The organism is Ruegeria sp. AB5 (assembly GCF_056542645.1).
Map to the genome: position 1 here is coordinate 994,567 of NZ_JBQGAE010000001.1, position 20,547 is coordinate 1,015,113.

Genomic DNA, 20,547 nt, shown 5'->3' on the forward strand with positions numbered 1-20,547 from the left:
CACCTCAAAGGTCTATGAATAATACATTAAATCAGTGTACACAAAATCCAGCGGGGTTAAACTGCCGCAAAAAGGAAACCCGCCTTGGACGTTGAATCCACATTCGCCACGATGATCATTGCCGATATCGTGGGCAGCACACCGCTTTACAAGGCAGTGGGTGACGATGACGCCCAGCGCCTGATCCAGCTTGAAATTGACCGGCTGCGCGCGGTCCTGTTGGAGTTTGGTGGTGTACCGGTTGGACAAAAAGGCGACGATGTCCTCAGCTATTTCGAAAACCCAAGCGCTGCGTATAATGCCGCGCTGAAACTGATCGAACCATCGACCCATACGCCTCTGTCGGTGCATGTGGGTGTGCATTGCGGCCCCATCGTGATCGGCAAACGCGGTATTTATGGCGAGGCGGTCAACGTCACCGCCCGGTTCGCAACCGCGGCAAACCCGGGCGAATCCTGTTTCAGTCAAAGTGTGGCCGTCCTGTTGCCAAACGATCTGCGGCAAACGCTGACGCCATTGGGTCAGCTCAGCCTCAAAGGTCTTACCGAGCCTCAGACAGCCTATTCGCTGATCCACCCCGAATCGGACTCGATCACGCAGACCCGGCTCCCGCAGAGTTTCGGACGGTCCGAAGAGAACTGGCAGCCGCGTGAAGGGCTTACCCTGATCCTGCGCCACGAAGAACGAGTCTGGCGTTGCTTGGGCAACGGAGAGTTCAAGATCGGCCGCTCACCCGATTGCGACGTGGTGCTGCCGCAACCCTGGATTTCGCGCCTCCATGCGGTGCTGGCGATGAAAGCGGGTAAACTGATCCTGACCGACCGCAGCACGTCCGGCACCTATGTGAAATCCGCATCCGGCCGGGAAATCCAGCTAAAGCGCGAGTCGGTCATGTTGGCGGATAGCGGCCTGATCTCTCCTACCCTGCCCATCGAAATGTCGGAAGCATGTTTGCAATTCGAACTGATGGGGCGCAATCAGGTCCCGCAGAACGTGGCCTGAACCACCTCTGATGCGCTGGGTGGGCGGGTCAGGTCCAGATGTTCGGGCTGATCCTCAAAGGGGCGGGACAATACGGTGTTCAGGCGGTGGAACGGGGCATAGTCACCCTGAACAGCCGCCTCAATCATCTGCTCGACCCGGTGATTGCGCGGGATGAAAGCCGGATTGGCCCTGACCATGAGCGCCTTGGGGTCCGCCTCACGCGCGAACCGGGCCTGCCAGCCGTCGGCCCAACTGTCATAGGCGTCGCGGTCCGTGAACTGATCACGGGCGGTGTCGCTGCCCAGCGCCCGGAATGTGTTGGTAAAGTCCGCCTGCGACTCGGCCATGCGTTTTAACAGGTCGGTGATCAACTCAAGATCCCCGTCTTCCTCTGTCGCCAGACCCAGTTTCGCGCGGAACCGTTTCAACCAGTCCTGTTGCAACAGATCGGGCATCGCATGCACAATCTCGGTCGCCTCTTCGATACCCTCCTGCGGGTCCTCGTATTGCTGAATCAGTGCCGTCGCCAGTTGCGCCAGATTCCACACGGCAATCTCGGGCTGATTGGCATAGGCATAGCGCCCCATCCGATCGATGGAACTGTAGACCGTGTTCGGGTGATAGCTGTCCATAAAGGCACAGGGGCCGTAGTCGATGGTCTCTCCCGCGATCGAGGAGTTATCGGTGTTCATGACGCCATGAATGAAGCCAACGCTCATCCACCCGGCGATCAGCTTTGCCTGCGCATCCCGCACCGCCCTCAACAGACCCATCGGGCCTTGGGCTTCGGGGTAATGGCGGGTGATGGCGTATTCGGTCAGTTTGCGCAGATTGGCCACCTGACGCCGCGCGGCAAACACCTGAAATGTGCCCACCCGAAGATGGCTTTGCGCCACACGGGTCAGCACCGCCCCCGGCATGGGAACTTCACGAAACACGGTCTCGCCGGTTTCGACCGCGGCCAGGGCCCGAGTGGTGGGAATGCCCAGCGCGTGCATTGCCTCGGACACCACATATTCCCGCAACACAGGTCCCAGCCACGCCCGCCCATCCCCTTGCCGGGAATACGGCGTGCGCCCCGAACCTTTCAGTTGAATATCGCGCCGTATCCCATCTTTACCGACGGTCTCGCCCAACAGAACCGCGCGTCCGTCTCCCAGCTGGGGGTTGTAGGACCCGAACTGGTGCCCGGAATAAAGCTGCGCCAGGGGTTCGGCCCCTTCGGGCAAGCTGTTACCGGCAAACGCCTGCGCCATCTCCTGCACATCTCCGGGCGAGATACGCAGGACACGCGCCAGATTCTCGTTGAACGCCACCAGCTGCGGTGCTTTCACAGGAACGGGGGCTTGCCGCGTGAAGAACACATCCGGCAAGCGGGCATAAGAGTTGTCAAAGGGGATCGTCAGGGTCATGGCGCAAACATATGACCCCCACGGATGATTGCCATAGCGGATCGCACGATCCCGTGCATAATCGCGCAAAAAACATGAGACCACCATGACCGCGCAAGACATCATCGATCACCTGAACCTGCAACGCCACCCCGAAGGCGGCTGGTTTCGCGAAACCTGGAGGGCGGACAATGCGGGCCGCGCAACCGGAACCTGCATCTATTTCCTGCTGCAGGACGGCGAGGCCAGCCACTGGCACCGCGTCGACGCCACCGAAATCTGGCTCTACCACGCCGGGGCACCTCTGATCCTGTCGCTCAGCGAAACCGAGCATGGCCCTGCCACCGACCATCTGTTGTCGCCTGATCTGTCCAAGGGAGCGCCTCAACTGATCGTGCCCAAAAACCACTGGCAGGTGGCGCGCAGTACGGGCGGCTATACACTGGTCAGTTGCACAGTCTCACCGGGTTTCGAGTTCGACGGGTTCGAATTGGCCGCGCCCGGGTTCGACATCCCCCGCACCTGACATCAAGACCCGGGATCTGCCATCCGGTCAAAGGGCCACAGCCGCCCCTTCATGCTCCAACTCAATCCGAACATGACAAGGGCCAGCGCCTCAAACCAAAACGTCAGGTTTGCGGCGTTCCACCCAGCCAGCAGGCCCGGACGGCTGTTGACGATCACCGACTTGAAGGCCAGTGCCACGATCGCCAACAGGATCATCAGGCCAAACACCAGATACCAGAAATTCCGCCGCCCCTTTGTGGTCGCCAGTTCCACCGCGCCATCGGCGTCCTGCTGCACCGCCTTTTTCGATTGCGGCCGCCGGAACACAACAATCGAGAAATAGGCCAGCACCAGAAACATTCCACCTGCGGAGATGAAATGCAGGTTGCTGAGGATGGCGTTGGTGACCCCGGTATCGGCCCAGAAATCAAACCCAACGCGACCTGTCACCGGGCTGATCTCGGTCGCATGTCCACCTTGCGCGTTGCTCAGAAACACCCGCGCCGTGCTGCCATCGAAGGTTTCGCATCCTGTCTCACGCGTTGGGATAAAGGCCACGCCAAAGGCACATAGGCCGGCAAACCGGGCCAGCCAGATATCCAGTGGTCTGTGGCCCAGATACCCCTCGACACGGCCTGTTGTCCCCGTCCCGCTATCCGGCAATCGGTAGAAGAACAGCAACAAGACACCAATGAAGCTCAGCGCGCCCACCAGAAGATCGCCTCCCAGACGGGTAAAATAGTAGTGGCTGATAGAGTCTATCGTCGGGCAGGCATCTCCAATCCAACCCGCCAGAAGCAAGGCGAAAGGCAGTCCCAGGGCAACCACACCCACCCCTTTGTTGACTGCGCGCAGATTGACCTGAAAAGGCAGTCCGCTTTTTGCATTGCGTTCAAGATCTTGAAATTCCTGATTTGAAATCATCTTGCTTCTCCTCAAATATGCCCAAAATACCACCTGTCGTGCCCTTCAAACAAGGTTTTCGGCAGAGATAGAGGCTTGCCAGCCCGCACCCGGCCCGGCAGAGTTCCCAGATGGACCATCGCGCCCTGATTGCCGCAATGCCTGCCCGGACCAAGGACACCCTCCAACGCCGTTCAGATGCGGCGGGGCTGAAACACCTCGCCCTTTACCTGTTGGCCTTGGTGAGCTGTACGTTGGCCATCGCCACGCAGGTTCCACTTTGGCCCGTTTTCCTGCTACCGCAGGGCATCCTTCTGGTGTTCCTGTTCACCCTCAGCCACGAATGCACACACAAAACACCGTTTCGCAGCCCGTGGCTGAACGAGCTTGCGGGGCATCTGGTCGGAATCCTCATTGCGCTGCCGTTCACGTGGTTCCGCTACTTCCATCTGGCTCACCATAAATGGACCAACCACCCGGAAAAGGACCCGGAACTGGCAGGAAAGCCACGCCCCAAGACATGGGGCAGCCTGCTGCTCTATCTCAGTGGCCTGCCCTACTGGACCGGGATGGCAAAGGTTCTTGTCCAAAACGCCTTTGGCAAAATTGATGCGCCCTACCTGCCGTTCCGGCAACACCGCGCCATCCGCCGCGAGGCGCGCCTGCTGCTCAGCCTCTACGCGCTCGTTGCACTCAGCCTGTTTTTCTCTTCCGCCCTGTTCTGGCTCTGGCTGCTGCCCATGGCAATCGCGCAACCCGTCCTGCGCCTCTATCTGCTGGCGGAACATGGTCTTTGTCCGCCCGTCACCGATATGCTGGAAAACTCGCGCACGACATTCACCAACCGGCTCATCCGATTTCTGGCATGGAACATGCCGTACCACGCTGAACACCACGCCTTCCCGAACGTGCCGTTCCACCAATTGCCCGCCTTCCACAGCTGGACCGCGGCGCATCTGAAAACCACATCCAACGGCTATTCCGAGTTCACATCGGACTACACGCGCAGCCTCGACCAAGGGGATCCAGCTTCATCTGGCTAAAAAAATATCCCGGGGGAGGCGCGCAAAGCGCGACGGGGGCAGCGCCCCCACGCCTGTCGCCCAGCTACTTCTCGGTCCGGCTCCGGATCACCGCCGTCACCAAGGGCACCAGCAGCGCAGGCAATGACCCCAAAGGATTGGCCCCAATGTTCTTGACAGCCTGAACCACATCGCGCGCCTCGGCGGCCATTTCCTCCAACTCATCCTCGACATCGGCAATTGCCATGTCCCGCACCTCGAGCGCGGGGGCGATTTCCTCCTCGACATTGGTGCGCCGCGCCGCCCAAACCAGCAACGCCGCCAGAACAAGGTTGCCCCCTGCCAGAACCGCGGCAGCGCCCGCAGATGACATCCATGTTTCAAGCCAGAAAAAGATGGCCACATTCAACGCAACCAACCCGGCCAGTGCCGCGATACCTGCCAGAACCATCAGGATCGTCTGCTGTTGAACCACGGCCAGACGCCGACGCGCGATCAATCGCTCTGTGCGATAGATCGTTACAAGATTTCTGCTGAGCCTGCTCATCTCGCCCTCTCTAACCCCGCGCCCGACCGACAACATACCCAAGTGAAAACGCGATCAGCAAAGCCGTGATGGGGTAATCTTTCTGCAACCGGGTGAATTCCGCCACGACCTCTTCTCCCATCGCCTCGGCCCCGGACAAATCGATGCCATGCTCGTGCAACAGCCGCCGGATTTCTTCGCTTGTCTTTGTGGTACCGTTGTCCTTTGGGGGGTGTGTCGCATCACCCTCCAACTGCGCGTTGCGGGCGCGCAGTTTTTCTAGTTCAGCTTCCAGTTCCGCTTTTGTCGCCATCAAGTTAACCCCTGCTGAAACAGCTTGCCTCAACCGTTGCACAGCACGGCCCGCATTTGAACCACCTGTTCCCGGTTTCTGAAACGACTTAGCTGGCCCGGTCCATCGAGACCTTGCTGACAATCCCGCCACCAACCGAGGCCTGCACACCAGTCGTTCCGGGGCACGAGGTCGGCAGGCCCCGCGCCACACGCACCGCCAGATACGCAAAGGCCTGGGCCTCAAGCATGTCGCCGTCCAGACCAACCTCTTCAACCGGCTCGACCGGGCAATCCAGCGAGACGCGCAACATCTCCATCAGAACCGGGTTGTGTCGCCCTCCTCCGGTCACCAGGACCCGAGCCGGGGGTTTCGGGCAATGCTGCATCCCTTGCGCAACACCGGCGGCGCACATGGCTGTCAACGTGGCAACCGCATCCGCATCGCTCAACTCCTGCACCAGCTTGATCATCTCGGCAAAGTCATTGCGATCCAGAGATTTGGGCGGCATGCGGGCAAAGAAAGGCTCGGCCAGGAACAATTCCAGTGCTCCGGTTTCCACAGTTCCGCCCCGCGCCACCGCGCCATCCCGATCCATCGGCAGACCCAGACGCGCCCGCATCAGATCATCCACAGGCGCATTGGCCGGTCCTGTGTCGAAAGCCAGCAAAGCCCCGGCAGCATCCGGCCCGTCAAACGACGGGTCCACATAGGTCAGATTGCCAACACCGCCGAGGTTCAGAAAGCACACAGGCGCCTGTGCGCCAATCCACTTGGCACAAGCGAAATGGAAGAATGGCGCCAGCGGAGCCCCCTCACCGCCCAGCGCCACATCATCGCTGCGAAAATCCCAGACAACCGGCAGGCCCAGCGCCTGCGCCAGCCCAACCCCATCGCCCACTTGCAGGGTTCCGCGCCCGCGCGGCTCATGCGCCAGCGTCTGGCCGTGAAACCCGATCAGATCGACATCTTCGAATTCGGACAACGCCTCGGCATGGGCCATCGTCACCAGCTCACCCGCAGCGTCGACATCGGGCCCGTGCCACTGTCCCAGGGCCGCGCGTATAGTTGCGCGTTCGGCCTCGGAATAGGCCCGATAACCCGTCTCGCCAAAGCTGACGATCCGGTGCCCATCGGTTTCGACCACGGCGGCATCGACCCCATCCATCGAGGTCCCGGACATCGCCCCGAGCGCCCTGATCGCCCCTTGTGTCTTGTTGGCCTGGCGCACGCCTGCCTCCTGCCTGTCCCTGTTTGTTGCCGCCCCTGATCTTCGGGCTTTCCCTCATAGGTTGCGACCCCGACAACCTGCCCCGCAGGCAGCCGTCAAGGCAAGCGTCTTGAGCGTCGTCAACAAAAATTTTTGCCAACAGCGCTTTCAGGCAATCGTCCAAGCGCCGTTGCGCAGAGCGCGATTCTGGGCAAACATCGACCAACGCGACTTATTCAGGGCATATCGACGATGAACCGCAGCACAGATCCTGCGCAGGGCGTAGACACGCGGAACTATCAGTTGATTTTCTGGTCCGGGGCTCTGTCCACAATTGGCGGGCAGTTGGTAAACCCCCGACTTGTTCTTCCGTTCCTCTACCTGGCATTGGGTGCCCCGACTTTCATCGCAGGCCTGCTACTGCCCTTTGTGACCGGCGCGCGCCTGATCGCCGAAATCTTTGTGTCACCCTTCATCAACCGGGTCACCCGTGCCAAACTGGCGGTTTATGTCCCCAACATTCTGACCGGCGCCATTCTGGCCGTTGTGGCCCTGTTTGCGACCAACCTGCCGCAGGTCATGGTCGTCCTTCTGTTCTTGTTGACGGCAATCATCATGGGGCTGTGCCAGGGGATCACCAGCTTGGGCACCAGCCAAATCTATGGCGTCTCGGTGCCGGACCACAAACGTAACCGGATGGTATTCGCCCAAGCCACGATCTCGGGCATTCTTGCCATCGTCGTGGTTTGGGCCACCAAGGATCTTTTGGCTTCGGACCAGCCCCTGCAGCGCCACATCGTTGTCATGTGGTGCGGCGTGGTTGCCATGTTCGCCGCTGGTATCAGCTTTGCCGGGGTTCGGATTTTCGAAGACACGGGGCCCGCACCGCAGCCACCCGCCCAAAAACCCAAACCCATCGCCGAGCTGGCGACCGGGTTCAAAACCGGAATGGCCTATCCCTGGTACCGCAAGTTCCTGATCGCCCGCGTTCTGTTTCTCTCGGTCGAACTGGCGATGCCCTTCTACACGATCCATGCAGCCACCTTTCATGTGGGTACGAAACACTCGCTCAGCTATTTCGTGATCGGGGCCAGCGCCGGTGTCGTCATCGGTTCGCTGCTGTGGGGGTGGCTTAGCGGACGTCTGTCCGTCAAACCCGTCATGTGGCTGGGCTGTGCGATCTCGGCCTTGTCGGCCTTTTTGGCCCTTGGGTTTACGCTGACGGGATACGCCAGCAATGTCTGGATCTATGCCCTGGTCATCCTGCTGTTGTCGCTGGGCAGCAATGGCGTTGTCTACGGACGCTATCTTTACATCATCGAGAAGACGGTCGAGACGGAACGCCCCTATCTGGTCGCCCTGGGCGACGTTCTGGCAGGGCTTGTCGCTATTGTCTTTGCCGCCATTCTGGGCGCGGTGGCGCATCTGCATGATCCCATCACGCCGATCTTTGCGCTTGTTGTGCTGAACCTGATCGCGATGCTTTATGCCTTTGGTCTTCCTGCCACCACCCGGAAGACCGCTGCGGATCAAAAATAGAGCCGTTTTGCGGCTCAAATGGTGCCTTCCCCTTCCCCGCGTCGCCGCCTATACAGTGCCCCGCAACAGTAACCCCGAGGGCACGACATGACCTACCACCCCAAATCGGATTTCATCGCCACGATGATCGAGCGCGGCTTTCTTGCCGACTGCACCGATTATCAGGGCCTTGACGACGCGCTGATCTCTGGGGTGCAAACGGCTTATATCGGGTATGACGCCACCGCGCAGTCGCTGCATGTGGGCCACCTGATGAACATCATGGTGCTGCGTTGGCTGCAAAAGACCGGCCACAAGCCAATCACGCTGATGGGCGGCGGGACCACCAAGGTGGGCGACCCCTCGTTCCGCTCGGACGAACGCCCCCTGCTGGGCCCTGAACAGATCGACGCCAATATCGCAGGCATGAAGAAGGTCTTTGCCAAGTACCTGTCCTATGACGACAGCGAGACCGGTGCGTTGATGCTGAACAATGCGGAATGGCTGGACAGCCTGAACTACCTCGATTTCCTGCGCGATATCGGGCGGCATTTCTCGGTCAACCGGATGCTGTCATTCGAATCCGTTAAATCCCGGTTGGACCGCGAACAATCGCTGTCGTTTCTCGAATTCAACTACATGATCCTGCAGGCCTATGACTTCCTTGAACTGAACCGCCGCTATGGCTGCGTTCTGCAGATGGGCGGCTCGGACCAGTGGGGCAATATCGTCAACGGTATCGACCTGACCCGCCGCGTGCTGGATCATGAGATCTATGGCCTGACCACCCCCCTTCTGACCACCAGCGATGGCCGCAAAATGGGCAAATCGCAGGGCGGTGCGGTCTGGCTGAACGGCGACATGCTGTCGGCCTATGAGTTCTGGCAGTTCTGGCGCAACACAACCGACGCGGACGTGGGCCGGTTCCTGAAAATCTTCACGGAACTTCCTGTCGATGAATGCGACCGCATGGCCGCGCTTGAGGGCTCAGAGATCAACGAGGCAAAAATCCGCCTCGCCAATGAGGTCACCACCTTGCTTCACGGTGCTGACGCGGCAGCAACGGCCGAGGCCACCGCCCGCGAAGTGTTCGAAAAAGGCGGCGTGGGCGGAGACCTTCCGACCCTGACCCTAAGTGCCGATGAGCTGGGCGACGGTATGTCCATCGTGCAGCTGATCGTGAAATCGGGTCTGGCCAAATCCGGTAAAGAAGCCAAGCGCCTGATCTCGGAAAACGGGGCCAGGCTGGATGATGCGCCGCTGACCGATACGGGCCTGATGATCGACGCCGGTGCCCTGTCGTCTCCGATCAAGCTGAGCGCAGGCAAGAAACGTCACGCGCTGGTCCAACTGGGCTGATATCATTTGGCTCCGGGCGCGTCAGACCGTGCCCAGAGCCGCCATTTCTTGCATGACCCGTTCTGTGTTAAACTGCCCTATATTGCAGTTTATTTGTAAGATTTGGTCATGGTTATTCCCAACAAGCTTTCTTCCCCAACCCTCAGAAAAAATGCGGATTTTGAAGGCGAGACCTTCTCGGTCGGTGCCGACGAAGTGACGTGTGTCCTGACAACGGACAGTCTGCGCCTGAAAGGCAGTCGACCGGCGTCGGGTCAATGCACGATTGTGGAACGTCTGAATTCGCGCTGGGATATCAAAAGCCTCATTGATCTCAAGGCCGTCCAGAAAGCCCTGTCCAACAAGACTACCATTCAGAAACTGGGCCGGGCCAAAACCGTGGATGAGATCCTCGACCTGTTGGCCCTGGGAGAAATCCGCATGTTGGCAGACTATTCCGAATTGCAGGCTCAGACTTATGTCAAGGGCCACATCCTTAGCGAAAAGCTGGGTGGAATGGGTATCAATGCAAACATGACGCCCATGTCGGCAAGTTCGAATTCAACCTATCGCAGAAGCTTCGAGACCGGTCTGATCAGGCATCTTGAGCGTCTTGAGAAGGAAGAGGGCAAGACCGGCTACCGCGTTCGCGTCCGGTTTCATGCAAAGTGCAAGGGCAATATGAAACCGTGGTGGGGCAGCAGCGCGACCAAGGAAACAGCGAATATGCTGAAGAAATTGCCCAAGTCGCTGGACGCGAGCTGGAGGTTTGACAGTTTCTTTCGCGACGGTAAGACCAGCGAACGCATCCCCAGGACCAAAATCCCCAAAAGCGTTGCAGATAAAATGCCGCTGGCGATGAGGTTCAAGCCCGTCAAGTATAGCCTGGATCTGTAGCAGTCCCGCGGTGCCCCCGCACATGCATTTTGTTCAGAATCCGAAAAACACAACGTCAAACGGCCACCCATTCAGGTGGCCGTTGCGTTCACCGTTGGCTGGGTAGGTACGGCTCAGTTCTTGCCTTTGCCTCCGCCTTTACCACCCCCTTTGCCTTTGCCGTCGCCCTGACCGTTGTTGCCGCCGCCATTTCCAGTGCCAGGGCCCGAACCTCCGGTGTTGCCACCGCCGTTGCCAGAGTTGCCGTTGTTACCATTTCCATTTCCCGGGCCACCTTTGCCGGGCCCGTCATTGCCTTTGCCGCCGCCTTTGCCGGGACCGTCACCGCCTTTGCCGGGGCCATTTCCACCTTTGCCAGGACCGTTTCCGCCCTTGCCGGGCTTGTCGTCACCCCCGCCGCCATTGCCAGGGTCGCTGCCGCCGCCGTCACCCGGATCGGTCCCACCGTCACCGGGGTCGGTCCCGCCATCGCCGGGATCACCGCCTCCGTCGCCGGGGTTTCCGCCTCCGTTGCCCGGACTGCTTCCTCCGCCTGACCCAAGCTGGGCCACGATATCCGAGCTGCGATCCTCACCGGAATTGCCACCAAATGACGTGCCAATCGACGCTGTTGGCAGATCGGTCAACAACGCCGCCAACCCCGGACATTGCGCGCCAGTATAGCCAAGCGTGGTTTCGAAATCCGGCCGGGTCTGCAATCGCTTGAGAAAGCTCGGTGTAACCTGCGAACACTCACATAGCGCAGCATAATTGCCGCTATTGGCCGCATCACGCGCGGTTCTCCAGTCACAGACCTCAGGCGCAGCAGCCGCGCTGCTGGCCGCCATAACCCCAAGGACGGGCGCTGCAACCCATGCGGCCATCCCCACTCGTAAACGTTTATGCATCCTGCATCACTCCTGTTGCGGCACGCAGTTCTCGCGCCGTTTCATCCTCAGTTGACGTGGGGTCCGAACATTAAGGACAGATGAGGAAGGGCTGTGTTTCGCTTCAGAAAAACAGTTGTATGGCTGGACAGCAGGCAAAGTAGGCGATTAAATGAACAAACGTTCAAATCACTACTGGAAGGAAGCACGCCATGAACCTGTCTGCCACAGCGGCCATCGTCACCGGCGGAGCCTCGGGCCTGGGCGAAGCCACCGCCCGCCACTTTGCTGCCAAGGGCGCACAAGTCACGCTGTTGGACCGCGATACAACACGTGGCCCGCAAGTCGCCCAAGACATCGGCGGCCACTTTGCGGAGACCGATGTGACCGATGAAGGCTCGGTCGCTGCCGCGATTGATCTGGCGCGGGACAGGATGGGTCAAGTCTCTGTTGCCGTGAACTGCGCGGGGATCGCTGACGGAATCAAGACCGTGGGACGCGATGGGCCTCACCCTTTGGACGCATTTCAACGCACCATCGACATCAATCTGGTGGGCAGCTTCAACGTTGCGCGTCTGGCCGCCGCCCAGATGGCCCGAAACGACTCTGACCCGGACGGAGCCCGTGGCGTCATCATCAACACCGCGTCGATCGCAGCCTTTGATGGGCAAAAGGGTCAGGCGGCCTATGCGGCCTCGAAAGGCGGCGTGGTCGGAATGACCCTGCCGATGGCGCGCGATCTAGCCTCGACCGGAATTCGGGTGATGACCATCGCGCCGGGGATTTTCATGACGCCAATGCTTGCCGGCCTGCCAGAAGAGGTTCAGGCTCAGCTGGCCGCCGATGTCCCCAACCCGCCTCGTCTGGGAGACCCGCAGGAGTTTGGGCGTCTGGCCGGGTTCATCGTCGAAATGGGCTATCTGAACGGAGAAGTGATCCGCATCGACGGGGCACTCAGGATGCGCTAACCCTAAGGACATGAGCGAGCGAGTGAAAATGGCGGCTGGTGACTGGTACACCTGCCTCGACCCGGAGCTGGAAGAATTGCGCCAGACCGCCCGCCGCGCCGTCTATGCCCATAACAGCTGCCCGCCGGATGATCGCGGCGCAATGGCAACCGAACTGAGGGCACTATTCGCCGGGATCGGACAGGATTGCTTCATCGAGGCCCCATTTCACTGCGCCTATGGTCTCAACCTCTCTCTTGGTGATCGGGTCTATTTCAACGCTGGCTGCACCATACTGGATACGGCGTCGGTACAGATCGGCAGCGACACGATGCTGGGCCCCAATGTCCATATCTACTGCGCCGAACACGCCAAAGACCCAACCTTGCGCGCAGAGGGTCTTGAAATCGCCCACCCGGTCACGATTGGCGAGAATGTCTGGATCGGCGGCGGAGCCATCATCCTGCCCGGTGTCTCAATCGGCGACCGTGCCATCATTGGGGCGGGCAGCGTGGTCACCAAACCTGTCGCACCCGGGGAAACCGTAGTCGGCAACCCGGCGCGCCCGATCAAGGACCGCATGTAGAGTTTCCTGAACAATCCGAGGCGCGACCGGTTTTCGGTCTGTCGCTACCCTGCTTCGGCCTTCTCTTCCAGCATCAGCCATTCCTCCTCGGAAGCCGACAGTTTTTCCTGCCGTTCGACCAGCGCCTCGGTGGCTTTCTGGAACTTGACCGGCTCGCGCGTGAACAGATCGGGGTCGGCCATCAGCTCTTCCAGTTTGGCAATCTCGGCCTCAAGCCGTTCGATTTCAGCGGGGAGGTTTTCCAACCGGTGTTTTTCAGAAAAAGAAAGGCCTAACTTCGGCTTACTTTCTTGCTTCACCTTTGGCTTGGAAGCTTTTGTTTTCTCGTCCTTCTTTGGGAGCATGTCCCCGCGCTGAGCGATGTAGTCCGACCACCCGCCTGCATAGACGGTTGCACGGCCATTCCCCTCCATCGCGATGGTTGTGGTGGCCACACGGTCCAGAAAGTCCCGGTCGTGGCTGACCAGAAGGACGGTGCCGTCATAGTCGTCCAGAAGTTCCTGCAACAGATCCAGAGTCTCGACGTCCAGGTCGTTGGTCGGTTCGTCCAGAACCAGCAGGTTCGACGGTTTCGCCATCAGCTTGGCCAGCAACAATCGTGCTTTTTCCCCACCTGACAGGGATTTAACGGCGGCTCTTGCCTGACGCTCGTCAAACAGAAACTCTTTGAGATAGCCCACCACATGCTTGGGCTGGCCACCGACCATCACCTGATCGGCCTTGCCTGAAACCCGCATCTCGGGGTCGCCGGTCAGGCTGTCCCACAGGGTCATCTCGGGGTCCAGTTGCGCGCGGGTCTGATCAAAAACCGCAATCTCAAGATTGGTGCCCAAAGATACTGTGCCTGCATCCGGAGCGTCTTGCCCCAAAAGCATTTTCAGCAGCGTGGTTTTACCAACGCCGTTTGGCCCGACGAAGGCAACTCGATCGCCACGTTGTGCCAACAGGTCAAAATTGCGCACGATCTGCTGATCGCCAAAGGTTTTCGATACTCCCTTGGCCTCGATCACCTTGCGTCCGGATTTCGGCCCGGAGTCCAGCGACATAGCCGCCGATCCTTGACGTTTGATCTGGCTCGCCCGCTCGGCCCGCAACGCCTGAAGCGCCCGGACACGCCCCTGATTGCGCTTGCGTCGCGCGCTGATGCCTTCTACGGCCCACCGCGCCTCGGACTTGATCAGCCGGTCCAGCTTGTGCCGCTGTTGATCTTCTTCGTCCCAGACCTTGTCCCGCCAGACTTCGAACGCCTCAAATCCCTGTTCCTGTCGCCGCACCATGCCGCGGTCGATCCACAGGGTTGCACGCGTCAACGCCCGCAGAAACGCACGGTCGTGCGAGATCAGCACATACGCCGCCCGCGTCGCGCCCAACTCGCGCTCCAACCACGCGATGGCTTCGATATCCAGATGGTTGGTGGGCTCGTCCAGCAACATCAGGTCCGGTGCCTCGGCCATCAGCTTGGCCAAGGCTGCTCGCCGCCGTTCACCACCCGAGGCCGTCTCAACCGGGCGCGACGGATCGAACTTGAGCCCCTCACCGGCGCGCTCGACCTTGTACAGCTCACCCGGCTCCAGCCCGCTGGACGCGTAGTCACCCAGCGTCGCGAATCCCTGCATCCCTGGATCCTGCTCCATGTATCCAACGGATTTACCCGGCGGTATAACAATCTCGCCATGATCCGCTTCGACCAGTCCGGCCATCACCTTCATCAGGGTTGATTTGCCCGAGCCGTTGCGCCCCACCAGAGCGACGCGATCACCCGGTTGGACCACCAGATCCAAACCGGAAAACACCGGATCACCCCCGAAGGTCAGGGAAATGCCGGACATCTGCAACAAAGGAATTCTCGCCATGCCAGCCAGCTAAACCGGCAGGGACAGGGCGTCAACGCCCCGGCTTCACCTTTTCAAAAATACGCCAATCACCCGGCCACGGACCGCAGCAGCCTCTTTCGGGCGGGGGGAATGGCACCAACTTCAAGCCCGGTGAACACGTGCAGCGTGTTCATGTGCCGGTCCACCACCGCATGATCGCTGACCCAGCCCCCCATCATCAGATAGGTGCGCAACAAGGGTGGCATCCGCAGCATTGCCTTTTTTGCATCCGGTCGGCGGCGCAGCTTGGCTGCAAAACGAAACACATCAGGCGCCTTCACCCGAGGCAGCCAGGGTTTCGGGGCCAGATGGCGATGTTTGAGCATGGCGAAGGCGTCCAGATACTCTTCTGTCTCGGTCCCGGCAAAAGACGAGCAGCCAAACAGCATCTCAATGCCGTTCTGATCCACATAAGCAGTCATTGCCCCCCACGCGACGCGCAAAATATCAGGGTCCGTCCAATCCGGGTGAATGCAGAACCGGCCCATCTCGACCATGCGCCCGGTAAATCCTTCGAGACTGGACAAATCGTAGAATTGTGCCGAATAGCTGCGCCCGATGTCTTCACCGCTTTGCATACTCAGCATTCGAAAGCAGCAAACCAACCTGCCGTCAGCTTGCAAATCCTCGACCATCACGTGGGCGCAGGCCTCGTCAAAGGCGTCCACGTCGGCCTCAACCGTTTCAAAGGCCAGCGTTCGCAATGCCTGAGCCGCGACCACATCCCTTTCGGTTTGCGCCAGACGGGCCTGATAGCGCCCCTTGCTCAACAAGACAGCCGTTGCCATGGTCGCATCCTCCAAGGTTGCCGACCGGATTGTAACCACACGGTGCTGGTAGCATAAGACATGTGACCGTCCTGTGAAGCAAACAAGACGGTCGCGTGAATTAGTTGGAGCCAGGGATGTTGGCCGGGTTGAAGTTGCCGATGTTGCCCAGCAACTGTCGCAGGAAGCCGTTGTTCTGGATGCTGGATTCGGTCACACGCCGTTCCAGCGTAACAACAACACCGTCCTCAAGACCAAAACGCTCGATATTGCGCACGACACCGCGCTGATCGAAGCTGATGGCAACCAATTCGCGCGAGACGACCTCGGGGCGCTTGGGTCCGTAGTGCCGCACACGCGAGGCGACATAGTAGTAGCCCGAATCCTGCACCACACCGGACACGCCCGGCGCGCCGATGGCCTCGGCCACGCTATCGCGGGTGTCCACGCCCACTTTGATCTCGGCCAGTTCTTCGGCTGGCGGAATGTACCCGTGATTCTTGAAGATCGGCGTACAGGCGCCGAAAACTGTCAGACAGGCAATAAAGACAAGCGATTTCGTTGCCGGTTTCACCTTGCTCACACCCTTCAACATGCGCTTCCTCTTGCCTTGCTGCCTAACGGCCCCTATCCGCTTACAGAAACCAGTGCGCCGGTTCAACACAGGAAAGGGTCACGAATGAGCAACAACACATCTCTGCGGGTGGCCGACCTGCCGCAAAACGCGCCGACTTCTTTTGAACTGCGGCCCGGTGCCGGTGAATTGGACGCGATCAAACAGGACCTCAACCTGCTGGGCCTGCGCAAACTCAGTTTCGTCGGCACCGTAAAGGCACAGGGCAAACGGGATTGGGTTTTGACCGCCAAGCTGGGCGCGACAGTCATTCAACCCTGCGTCGTGACCCTAGAGCCCGTGACCACGCGCATCGACTGTCCCGTGACACGCGTGTTCATAGCTGATTGGTCAGAGCCGGACGACGTTGAGTTCGAAATCCCGGAAGGCGAAGAAACCGAAGCATTGGGATCTGAAATTGATCCAGCACTGGTGATGACCGAGGCTTTGTCCCTTGCCCTGCCCCTGTACCCCCGAAAAGACGGGGCCGAACTGGGTCAGGCTGGCTATACCGAAGCGGGAAAGCAGGCCATGACAGACGAAGATGTCAAACCCTTTGCCGGGTTGGCTGGATTGCGGGATGCACTGAAAAAAGACGAGTGACACAGAGCTGAATTCCTGTCATAGCAGGCGTCCAGAAAAATCGCTTGAACATACCGAGAATCGCAGTATTTTCGCGCGCTCATCGGATTTTGGGTTGGACATTTCGGGGCGGGTCCCCTAAACGCGCGTCAAACCACGATAAAACGAATATATGAAACCCGGTCGGCAGCGAATCTGCTGGCCCACAGTCAGACAAAGGTTGAGACCATGGCCGTCCAACAGAACAAAGTTTCCAAGTCGCGTCGCAACAACCGCCGCGCACACGACGCTCTGGTTGCTGCAAACCCGAACGAATGCCCGAACTGTGGCGAGCTGAAACGCCCGCACCACGTTTGCGCCTCTTGCGGCCACTACGACGATCGTGAAGTCGTCGCACAGGCCGACGAAATCGACCTGGACGAAGACGCAGCCTAAGCCTGAAGAGCGCAGGCCCAGGCATGACTGAACAGCCCTCGCACGCCGGACGGATCACCATCTCGGTTGACGCTATGGGTGGGGACGCAGGTCCCGCAGTTGTTGTTGCCGGCCTCGCTGAATCAGCCAAGAAGAACCCCGATATCGGGTTTCTGCTGCACGGTCCCGAAGACACGCTGCGCAAGCTCGTGGCGAAACGGCGCGTCCTGGATGGGCGCGTCGATTTTCGTGATTGTCCGGACGTGGTCACGATGGAGGACAAGCCCAGTCAGGTTGTGCGCAACGGCAAGCAGACCTCGATGTGGTCGACGCTGGATGCGGTGCGTCAGGGCGAAGCGCATGGCGCGGTGTCTTGCGGCAATACCGGGGCGCTGATGGCCCTGTCGATGATGCGTCTGCGCAAGTTGCCGGGCGTGAACCGACCGGCCATTGCGATTCTGTGGCCTTCGCGCAATCCGCAGGGTTTCAATGTGATGCTGGACGTGGGCGCGGATGTGCGTGCCGACGCCAAGGATTTGCTGCAATACGCTCTGATGGGCGCGTCTTACGCGCGCAATGGTATGGCTCTGCACCGCCCAAGGATCGGCCTGCTGAATGTGGGTACCGAGGAACACAAGGGCCGGGCTGAACTGAAAGAAGCCCACGCCATGATCACTGACTTTGCCGAGTCGGCGAATTTCGATTTTGTGGGCTTTGTGGAAGGCAGTGATATCCCCGGAGACAAGGCAGATGTCATCGTCACGGATGGATTTACCGGCAATGTGGCCATCAAGACCGGCGAAGGAACGGCCAGCCTGATCGGCGATCTGTTGCGTCAGGCGTTCAAATACACGCCCCTGTCCCGGCTCGCGTCGATCTTGGCGATTACCTCGCTGAACCGATTGAAAAAGCGCATCGATCCGCGTCGTGTGAATGGTGGCGTGTTTCTGGGCCTGAACGGCACGGTGGTGAAATCGCATGGCGGCGCGGATGCAACCGGCGTTTCGGCCGCGGTCAAACTGGCCTTTACGCTCGCTCAGTCCGGATTTGCCGAAAAATTGGCGGCACGGGTTGCATCGACGGCCCAGCTTGCACAAGATGCCGCGCATGCTGCGCCGCAGGCGGAAAAATAACAAAGAAGGCAGTACCCCAAAATGGCAGGCCGATCAGTCGTTGTAGGTGTGGGGCATTATTTGCCCGAACGTATTGTCCCGAATTCAGAGTTCGAACGAACCCTGGATACATCGGATGAATGGATCCGGACGCGATCCGGTATCGAACGCCGCCACTTTGCCGCTGACAATGAAACCACATCCGATCTGGCGACAAATGCCGCACAGGCCGCCCTTGCGGATGCCGGGCTTGAGGCGGATGACATCGACGCCATTATCCTGGCGACCTCGACCGCTGATTTGACCTTCCCGTCTGCCGCCACGATGGTTCAGGCCCGTCTGGGCATGACCAAAGGTTTTGCTTTTGATGTACAGGCCGTCTGCGCTGGTTTCGTCTACGCGCTGACCAACGCCAATGCATTGATCATGTCGGATCAGGCCAAACGGGTGATGGTGATCGGGGCCGAGACGTTCTCTCGAATCATGGACTGGACCGATCGCTCGACCTGCGTGCTGTTCGGAGACGGCGCGGGTGCGTTGATCCTAGAACGGCAGGAAGGCGAAGGCACCCCGGACGACCGCGGAATTCTGGCCACCGACCTGAATTCGGACGGGCGTTACAAGGATCTGCTGTATGTCGATGGCGGCGTCTCGACCCAAACCACCGGTTATCTGCGCATGAAGGGCAACCAACTGTTTCGGCAAGCGGTCGAACGCCTGACCGCCACCGCCGAAACCTGTTTGGAAAAAGTGGGACTGCAGCATGAAGATGTGGACTGGATTGTGCCCCATCAGGCCAATATCCGCATTATTCAGGGCACGGCCAAGAAATTGGGGGTACCGATGGATCACGTTGTCGTCACCCTACAGGATCACGGAAACACCTCGGCCGCATCGATTCCCTTGGCCATGTCGGTGGCCAAACAGCGCGGACAGTTCAAACCGGGCGATTTGCTGGTGACAGAGGCAATTGGTGGCGGATTGGCCTGGGGGTCGGTCCTGCTGCGTTGGTAACCGGCGCAAAACAGCTTACACCACCTCCTGCAATTCATTGATATTGACAGTGAATTTGCCCCGGCCCTATGCTTTGTCATCAACAGGGGAATAGGTATGGGCGACAAAACACTGACCCGAATGGATCTGAGCGAGGCCGTTTTTCGTGAGGTTGGCCTTTCACGCAATGAAAGCGCACAGCTGGTCGAAAGCGTTCTTGACCATATGTCCGACGCACTTGTGCGCGGCGAGCAGGTTAAGATTTCGTCTTTCGGCACTTTCAGCGTCCGGGACAAAACCGCTCGTATCGGCCGCAACCCCAAAACCGGCGAAGAGGTTCCGATTCAGCCGCGCCGCGTTCTGACCTTCCGCCCATCGCACCTGATGAAGGATCGCGTGGCCGTCGGGAACCGTAAGTAACCCGGAGGCCCCGCAGACATGAGCAAATCCCCCGACGCGTTTCGCACAATTTCGGAAGTTGCGGATTGGCTCGGTGTTCAGGCCCATGTCCTGCGCTTTTGGGAAAGCCGGTTTAGCCAGGTCAAACCCGTCAAACGGGCTGGAGGGCGACGATATTACCGCCCCAATGACATGCGTCTTCTGGGCGGCATCAAAAAACTGCTGCATGAGGACGGGATCACCATCAAAGGCGTGCAGCGTATATTGCGCGAACAAGGTGCGGCCCATGTTGCCGGGCTGTCTCAGCCCCTGGAGGAAAGCGCCGCACCTGAACAGGACACCACTGTTGTGCCCTTCTTGGCCAAACCCGCCGCCCCAATCGAACAGATTCACATGGACCTCGGGGACCAAGCGGCACCAGCGGCCAAGGTCGACCCGCTGCCACCACAGGCCGAACCCGAACTGGATGCGGCGCCCTTGTTGGGCGGCATTGCATCGCTGGCGTGGAATCGGGCGGATTTCGACGAAGAGCTTCTCAATCGTATTGCCCCTCTGGCCAAGGACTTAAGGGCGTGGCTGGACCGGGTTGAAACACGGGCGGCAGGATAAGAAAAAGGCAATGTTTTCCTCTTGCCCCTGCCGGGAAAACCGTTATGAACACTCAAACGTCGGGCTATGGCGCAGCCTGGTAGCGCGTCCGTCTGGGGGACGGAAGGTCGCAGGTTCGAGTCCTGCTAGCCCGACCAAATTATACCGACGTTTGTGGCAGACAGGCCAGATCCCGCTCTGGCAACAGGGGGGATCAG

At 59.6% G+C, this 20,547-nt stretch carries 23 protein-coding genes and 1 tRNA gene; 15 read left to right on the forward strand and 9 right to left on the reverse strand.

What is annotated here, in order from left to right:
• Positions 1-84 precede the first annotated feature (84 nt).
• Positions 85-1,002, forward strand: a complete 918-nt coding sequence (locus ACR0L4_RS05020) for an FHA domain-containing protein (protein ID WP_170749174.1) — start codon at positions 85-87, stop codon at positions 1,000-1,002.
• Here ACR0L4_RS05020 and ACR0L4_RS05025 read toward each other — a convergent pair.
• Positions 978-2,396 (reverse strand): protein adenylyltransferase SelO, encoded by a 1,419-nt coding sequence (locus ACR0L4_RS05025; protein WP_480511033.1) that lies wholly within the window; start codon positions 2,394-2,396, stop codon positions 978-980. The two genes, ACR0L4_RS05020 and ACR0L4_RS05025, sit on opposite strands and share 25 nt — an antisense overlap.
• Before the next feature lie 85 nt (positions 2,397-2,481).
• Here ACR0L4_RS05025 and ACR0L4_RS05030 point away from each other — a divergent pair, with 85 nt between their 5' ends.
• Positions 2,482-2,901: a cupin domain-containing protein gene (locus tag ACR0L4_RS05030; RefSeq protein ID WP_480511035.1), complete on the forward strand. Its 420-nt coding sequence runs from the start codon at positions 2,482-2,484 to the stop codon at positions 2,899-2,901.
• 2 nt (positions 2,902-2,903) lie between these two features.
• Here ACR0L4_RS05030 and ACR0L4_RS05035 read toward each other — a convergent pair whose 3' ends face one another.
• Entirely contained in the window at positions 2,904-3,806 is a 903-nt protein-coding gene (locus ACR0L4_RS05035) for a hypothetical protein (RefSeq protein WP_480511037.1), read from the reverse strand.
• A gap of 110 nt (positions 3,807-3,916) precedes the next feature.
• On the opposite strand from ACR0L4_RS05035, the gene ACR0L4_RS05040 reads away from it, so the two are divergent.
• A complete protein-coding gene (locus ACR0L4_RS05040; protein WP_480511039.1) occupies positions 3,917-4,828 on the forward strand; it encodes a fatty acid desaturase in 912 nt (303 codons plus the stop codon).
• A 64-nt stretch (positions 4,829-4,892) separates the two neighbouring features.
• On the opposite strand, the gene ACR0L4_RS05045 is transcribed toward ACR0L4_RS05040, so the two are convergent.
• The 3 genes from ACR0L4_RS05045 to ACR0L4_RS05055 all read right to left on the reverse strand — a co-directional run bounded on the left by ACR0L4_RS05045 (position 4,893) and on the right by ACR0L4_RS05055 (position 6,808).
• Complete coding sequence (locus tag ACR0L4_RS05045; RefSeq protein ID WP_170749179.1) at positions 4,893-5,354, reverse strand: hypothetical protein; 462 nt, start codon at positions 5,352-5,354, stop codon at positions 4,893-4,895.
• A 10-nt stretch (positions 5,355-5,364) separates the two neighbouring features.
• The gene (locus tag ACR0L4_RS05050; RefSeq protein WP_480511041.1) at positions 5,365-5,646 is read right to left on the reverse strand and encodes a hypothetical protein; all 282 of its coding nucleotides are present in this window, start codon (positions 5,644-5,646) and stop codon (positions 5,365-5,367) included.
• 88 nt (positions 5,647-5,734) lie between these two features.
• A complete protein-coding gene (locus ACR0L4_RS05055) occupies positions 5,735-6,808 on the reverse strand; it encodes an anhydro-N-acetylmuramic acid kinase (RefSeq protein WP_480511158.1) in 1,074 nt (357 codons plus the stop codon).
• Positions 6,809-7,087: 279 nt separating this feature from the next.
• Here ACR0L4_RS05055 and ACR0L4_RS05060 point away from each other — a divergent pair, with 279 nt between their 5' ends.
• The 3 genes from ACR0L4_RS05060 (at position 7,088) to ACR0L4_RS05070 (ending at position 10,588) form a co-directional block, all read left to right on the forward strand.
• Entirely contained in the window at positions 7,088-8,374 is a 1,287-nt protein-coding gene (locus ACR0L4_RS05060; protein WP_480511043.1) for an MFS transporter, read from the forward strand.
• Positions 8,375-8,461: 87 nt separating this feature from the next.
• Complete coding sequence (gene tyrS / locus ACR0L4_RS05065) at positions 8,462-9,712, forward strand: tyrosine--tRNA ligase (protein ID WP_480511045.1); 1,251 nt, start codon at positions 8,462-8,464, stop codon at positions 9,710-9,712.
• 108 nt (positions 9,713-9,820) lie between these two features.
• Positions 9,821-10,588: a hypothetical protein gene (locus tag ACR0L4_RS05070; protein ID WP_480511047.1), complete on the forward strand. Its 768-nt coding sequence runs from the start codon at positions 9,821-9,823 to the stop codon at positions 10,586-10,588.
• A gap of 113 nt (positions 10,589-10,701) precedes the next feature.
• Here the strand turns inward: ACR0L4_RS05070 and ACR0L4_RS05075 are convergent, their stop codons facing one another.
• The gene (locus ACR0L4_RS05075; RefSeq protein WP_480511048.1) at positions 10,702-11,475 is read right to left on the reverse strand and encodes a hypothetical protein; all 774 of its coding nucleotides are present in this window, start codon (positions 11,473-11,475) and stop codon (positions 10,702-10,704) included.
• Between the two features lie 191 nt (positions 11,476-11,666).
• On the opposite strand from ACR0L4_RS05075, the gene ACR0L4_RS05080 reads away from it, so the two are divergent.
• Positions 11,667-12,422 carry an SDR family NAD(P)-dependent oxidoreductase gene (locus tag ACR0L4_RS05080; RefSeq protein WP_170749185.1) on the forward strand — a complete coding sequence of 252 codons (756 nt, stop codon included), beginning with the start codon at positions 11,667-11,669 and terminating at the stop codon, positions 12,420-12,422.
• A gap of 28 nt (positions 12,423-12,450) precedes the next feature.
• Positions 12,451-12,987: a sugar O-acetyltransferase gene (locus ACR0L4_RS05085; RefSeq protein ID WP_480511160.1), complete on the forward strand. Its 537-nt coding sequence runs from the start codon at positions 12,451-12,453 to the stop codon at positions 12,985-12,987.
• 44 nt (positions 12,988-13,031) lie between these two features.
• Here ACR0L4_RS05085 and ACR0L4_RS05090 read toward each other — a convergent pair whose 3' ends face one another.
• From ACR0L4_RS05090 to ACR0L4_RS05100, 3 genes are all read right to left on the reverse strand, one after another.
• Positions 13,032-14,840, reverse strand: coding sequence for an ABC-F family ATP-binding cassette domain-containing protein (locus ACR0L4_RS05090; RefSeq protein WP_480511051.1), 1,809 nt, complete (start codon positions 14,838-14,840; stop codon positions 13,032-13,034).
• Between the two features lie 68 nt (positions 14,841-14,908).
• Positions 14,909-15,649 (reverse strand): GNAT family N-acetyltransferase, encoded by a 741-nt coding sequence (locus ACR0L4_RS05095; protein ID WP_480511053.1) that lies wholly within the window; start codon positions 15,647-15,649, stop codon positions 14,909-14,911.
• Positions 15,650-15,749: 100 nt separating this feature from the next.
• A complete protein-coding gene (locus tag ACR0L4_RS05100; protein WP_170749188.1) occupies positions 15,750-16,223 on the reverse strand; it encodes an outer membrane protein assembly factor BamE domain-containing protein in 474 nt (157 codons plus the stop codon).
• A gap of 84 nt (positions 16,224-16,307) precedes the next feature.
• Between ACR0L4_RS05100 and ACR0L4_RS05105 the strand changes: the two genes are divergently transcribed.
• The 7 genes from ACR0L4_RS05105 (at position 16,308) to ACR0L4_RS05135 (ending at position 20,487) form a co-directional block, all read left to right on the forward strand.
• A complete protein-coding gene (locus ACR0L4_RS05105) occupies positions 16,308-16,844 on the forward strand; it encodes a DUF177 domain-containing protein (RefSeq protein WP_170749189.1) in 537 nt (178 codons plus the stop codon).
• A 207-nt stretch (positions 16,845-17,051) separates the two neighbouring features.
• Positions 17,052-17,258, forward strand: coding sequence for a 50S ribosomal protein L32 (gene rpmF / locus ACR0L4_RS05110; protein ID WP_008756996.1), 207 nt, complete (start codon positions 17,052-17,054; stop codon positions 17,256-17,258).
• Positions 17,259-17,281: 23 nt separating this feature from the next.
• Positions 17,282-18,370, forward strand: a complete 1,089-nt coding sequence (plsX, locus tag ACR0L4_RS05115; RefSeq protein ID WP_170749190.1) for a phosphate acyltransferase PlsX — start codon at positions 17,282-17,284, stop codon at positions 18,368-18,370.
• Positions 18,371-18,391: 21 nt separating this feature from the next.
• Positions 18,392-19,363 carry a beta-ketoacyl-ACP synthase III gene (locus tag ACR0L4_RS05120; RefSeq protein WP_170749191.1) on the forward strand — a complete coding sequence of 324 codons (972 nt, stop codon included), beginning with the start codon at positions 18,392-18,394 and terminating at the stop codon, positions 19,361-19,363.
• A 96-nt stretch (positions 19,364-19,459) separates the two neighbouring features.
• Positions 19,460-19,762 carry an integration host factor subunit alpha gene (ihfA, locus tag ACR0L4_RS05125; protein WP_170749192.1) on the forward strand — a complete coding sequence of 101 codons (303 nt, stop codon included), beginning with the start codon at positions 19,460-19,462 and terminating at the stop codon, positions 19,760-19,762.
• A gap of 18 nt (positions 19,763-19,780) precedes the next feature.
• Positions 19,781-20,350, forward strand: a complete 570-nt coding sequence (locus ACR0L4_RS05130; RefSeq protein WP_170749193.1) for a MerR family transcriptional regulator — start codon at positions 19,781-19,783, stop codon at positions 20,348-20,350.
• A gap of 60 nt (positions 20,351-20,410) precedes the next feature.
• Positions 20,411-20,487, forward strand: a tRNA-Pro gene (locus tag ACR0L4_RS05135).
• Positions 20,488-20,547 lie beyond the last annotated feature (60 nt).

What these genes read in the sequence shown, in the direction of transcription:
- ihfA (WP_170749192.1), top strand. Translation starts at nt 19,460, where the DNA reads ATGGGCGACAAAACACTGACCCGAATGGATCTGAGCGAGGCCGTTTTT.
- rpmF (WP_008756996.1), top strand. Translation starts at nt 17,052, where the DNA reads ATGGCCGTCCAACAGAACAAAGTTTCCAAGTCGCGTCGCAACAACCGC.
- ACR0L4_RS05050 (WP_480511041.1), bottom strand. Translation starts at nt 5,646, where the DNA reads ATGGCGACAAAAGCGGAACTGGAAGCTGAACTAGAAAAACTGCGCGCC.
- ACR0L4_RS05030 (WP_480511035.1), top strand. Translation starts at nt 2,482, where the DNA reads ATGACCGCGCAAGACATCATCGATCACCTGAACCTGCAACGCCACCCC.
- ACR0L4_RS05055 (WP_480511158.1), bottom strand. Translation starts at nt 6,808, where the DNA reads ATGTCCGGGACCTCGATGGATGGGGTCGATGCCGCCGTGGTCGAAACC.
- ACR0L4_RS05105 (WP_170749189.1), top strand. Translation starts at nt 16,308, where the DNA reads ATGAGCAACAACACATCTCTGCGGGTGGCCGACCTGCCGCAAAACGCG.
- ACR0L4_RS05120 (WP_170749191.1), top strand. Translation starts at nt 18,392, where the DNA reads ATGGCAGGCCGATCAGTCGTTGTAGGTGTGGGGCATTATTTGCCCGAA.
- tyrS (WP_480511045.1), top strand. Translation starts at nt 8,462, where the DNA reads ATGACCTACCACCCCAAATCGGATTTCATCGCCACGATGATCGAGCGC.
- plsX (WP_170749190.1), top strand. Translation starts at nt 17,282, where the DNA reads ATGACTGAACAGCCCTCGCACGCCGGACGGATCACCATCTCGGTTGAC.
- ACR0L4_RS05045 (WP_170749179.1), bottom strand. Translation starts at nt 5,354, where the DNA reads ATGAGCAGGCTCAGCAGAAATCTTGTAACGATCTATCGCACAGAGCGA.
- ACR0L4_RS05080 (WP_170749185.1), top strand. Translation starts at nt 11,667, where the DNA reads ATGAACCTGTCTGCCACAGCGGCCATCGTCACCGGCGGAGCCTCGGGC.
- ACR0L4_RS05130 (WP_170749193.1), top strand. Translation starts at nt 19,781, where the DNA reads ATGAGCAAATCCCCCGACGCGTTTCGCACAATTTCGGAAGTTGCGGAT.
- ACR0L4_RS05095 (WP_480511053.1), bottom strand. Translation starts at nt 15,649, where the DNA reads ATGGCAACGGCTGTCTTGTTGAGCAAGGGGCGCTATCAGGCCCGTCTG.
- ACR0L4_RS05085 (WP_480511160.1), top strand. Translation starts at nt 12,451, where the DNA reads ATGGCGGCTGGTGACTGGTACACCTGCCTCGACCCGGAGCTGGAAGAA.
- ACR0L4_RS05070 (WP_480511047.1), top strand. Translation starts at nt 9,821, where the DNA reads ATGGTTATTCCCAACAAGCTTTCTTCCCCAACCCTCAGAAAAAATGCG.
- ACR0L4_RS05090 (WP_480511051.1), bottom strand. Translation starts at nt 14,840, where the DNA reads ATGGCGAGAATTCCTTTGTTGCAGATGTCCGGCATTTCCCTGACCTTC.
- ACR0L4_RS05035 (WP_480511037.1), bottom strand. Translation starts at nt 3,806, where the DNA reads ATGATTTCAAATCAGGAATTTCAAGATCTTGAACGCAATGCAAAAAGC.
- ACR0L4_RS05025 (WP_480511033.1), bottom strand. Translation starts at nt 2,396, where the DNA reads ATGACCCTGACGATCCCCTTTGACAACTCTTATGCCCGCTTGCCGGAT.
- ACR0L4_RS05100 (WP_170749188.1), bottom strand. Translation starts at nt 16,223, where the DNA reads ATGTTGAAGGGTGTGAGCAAGGTGAAACCGGCAACGAAATCGCTTGTC.
- ACR0L4_RS05040 (WP_480511039.1), top strand. Translation starts at nt 3,917, where the DNA reads ATGGACCATCGCGCCCTGATTGCCGCAATGCCTGCCCGGACCAAGGAC.
- ACR0L4_RS05060 (WP_480511043.1), top strand. Translation starts at nt 7,088, where the DNA reads ATGAACCGCAGCACAGATCCTGCGCAGGGCGTAGACACGCGGAACTAT.
- ACR0L4_RS05075 (WP_480511048.1), bottom strand. Translation starts at nt 11,475, where the DNA reads ATGCATAAACGTTTACGAGTGGGGATGGCCGCATGGGTTGCAGCGCCC.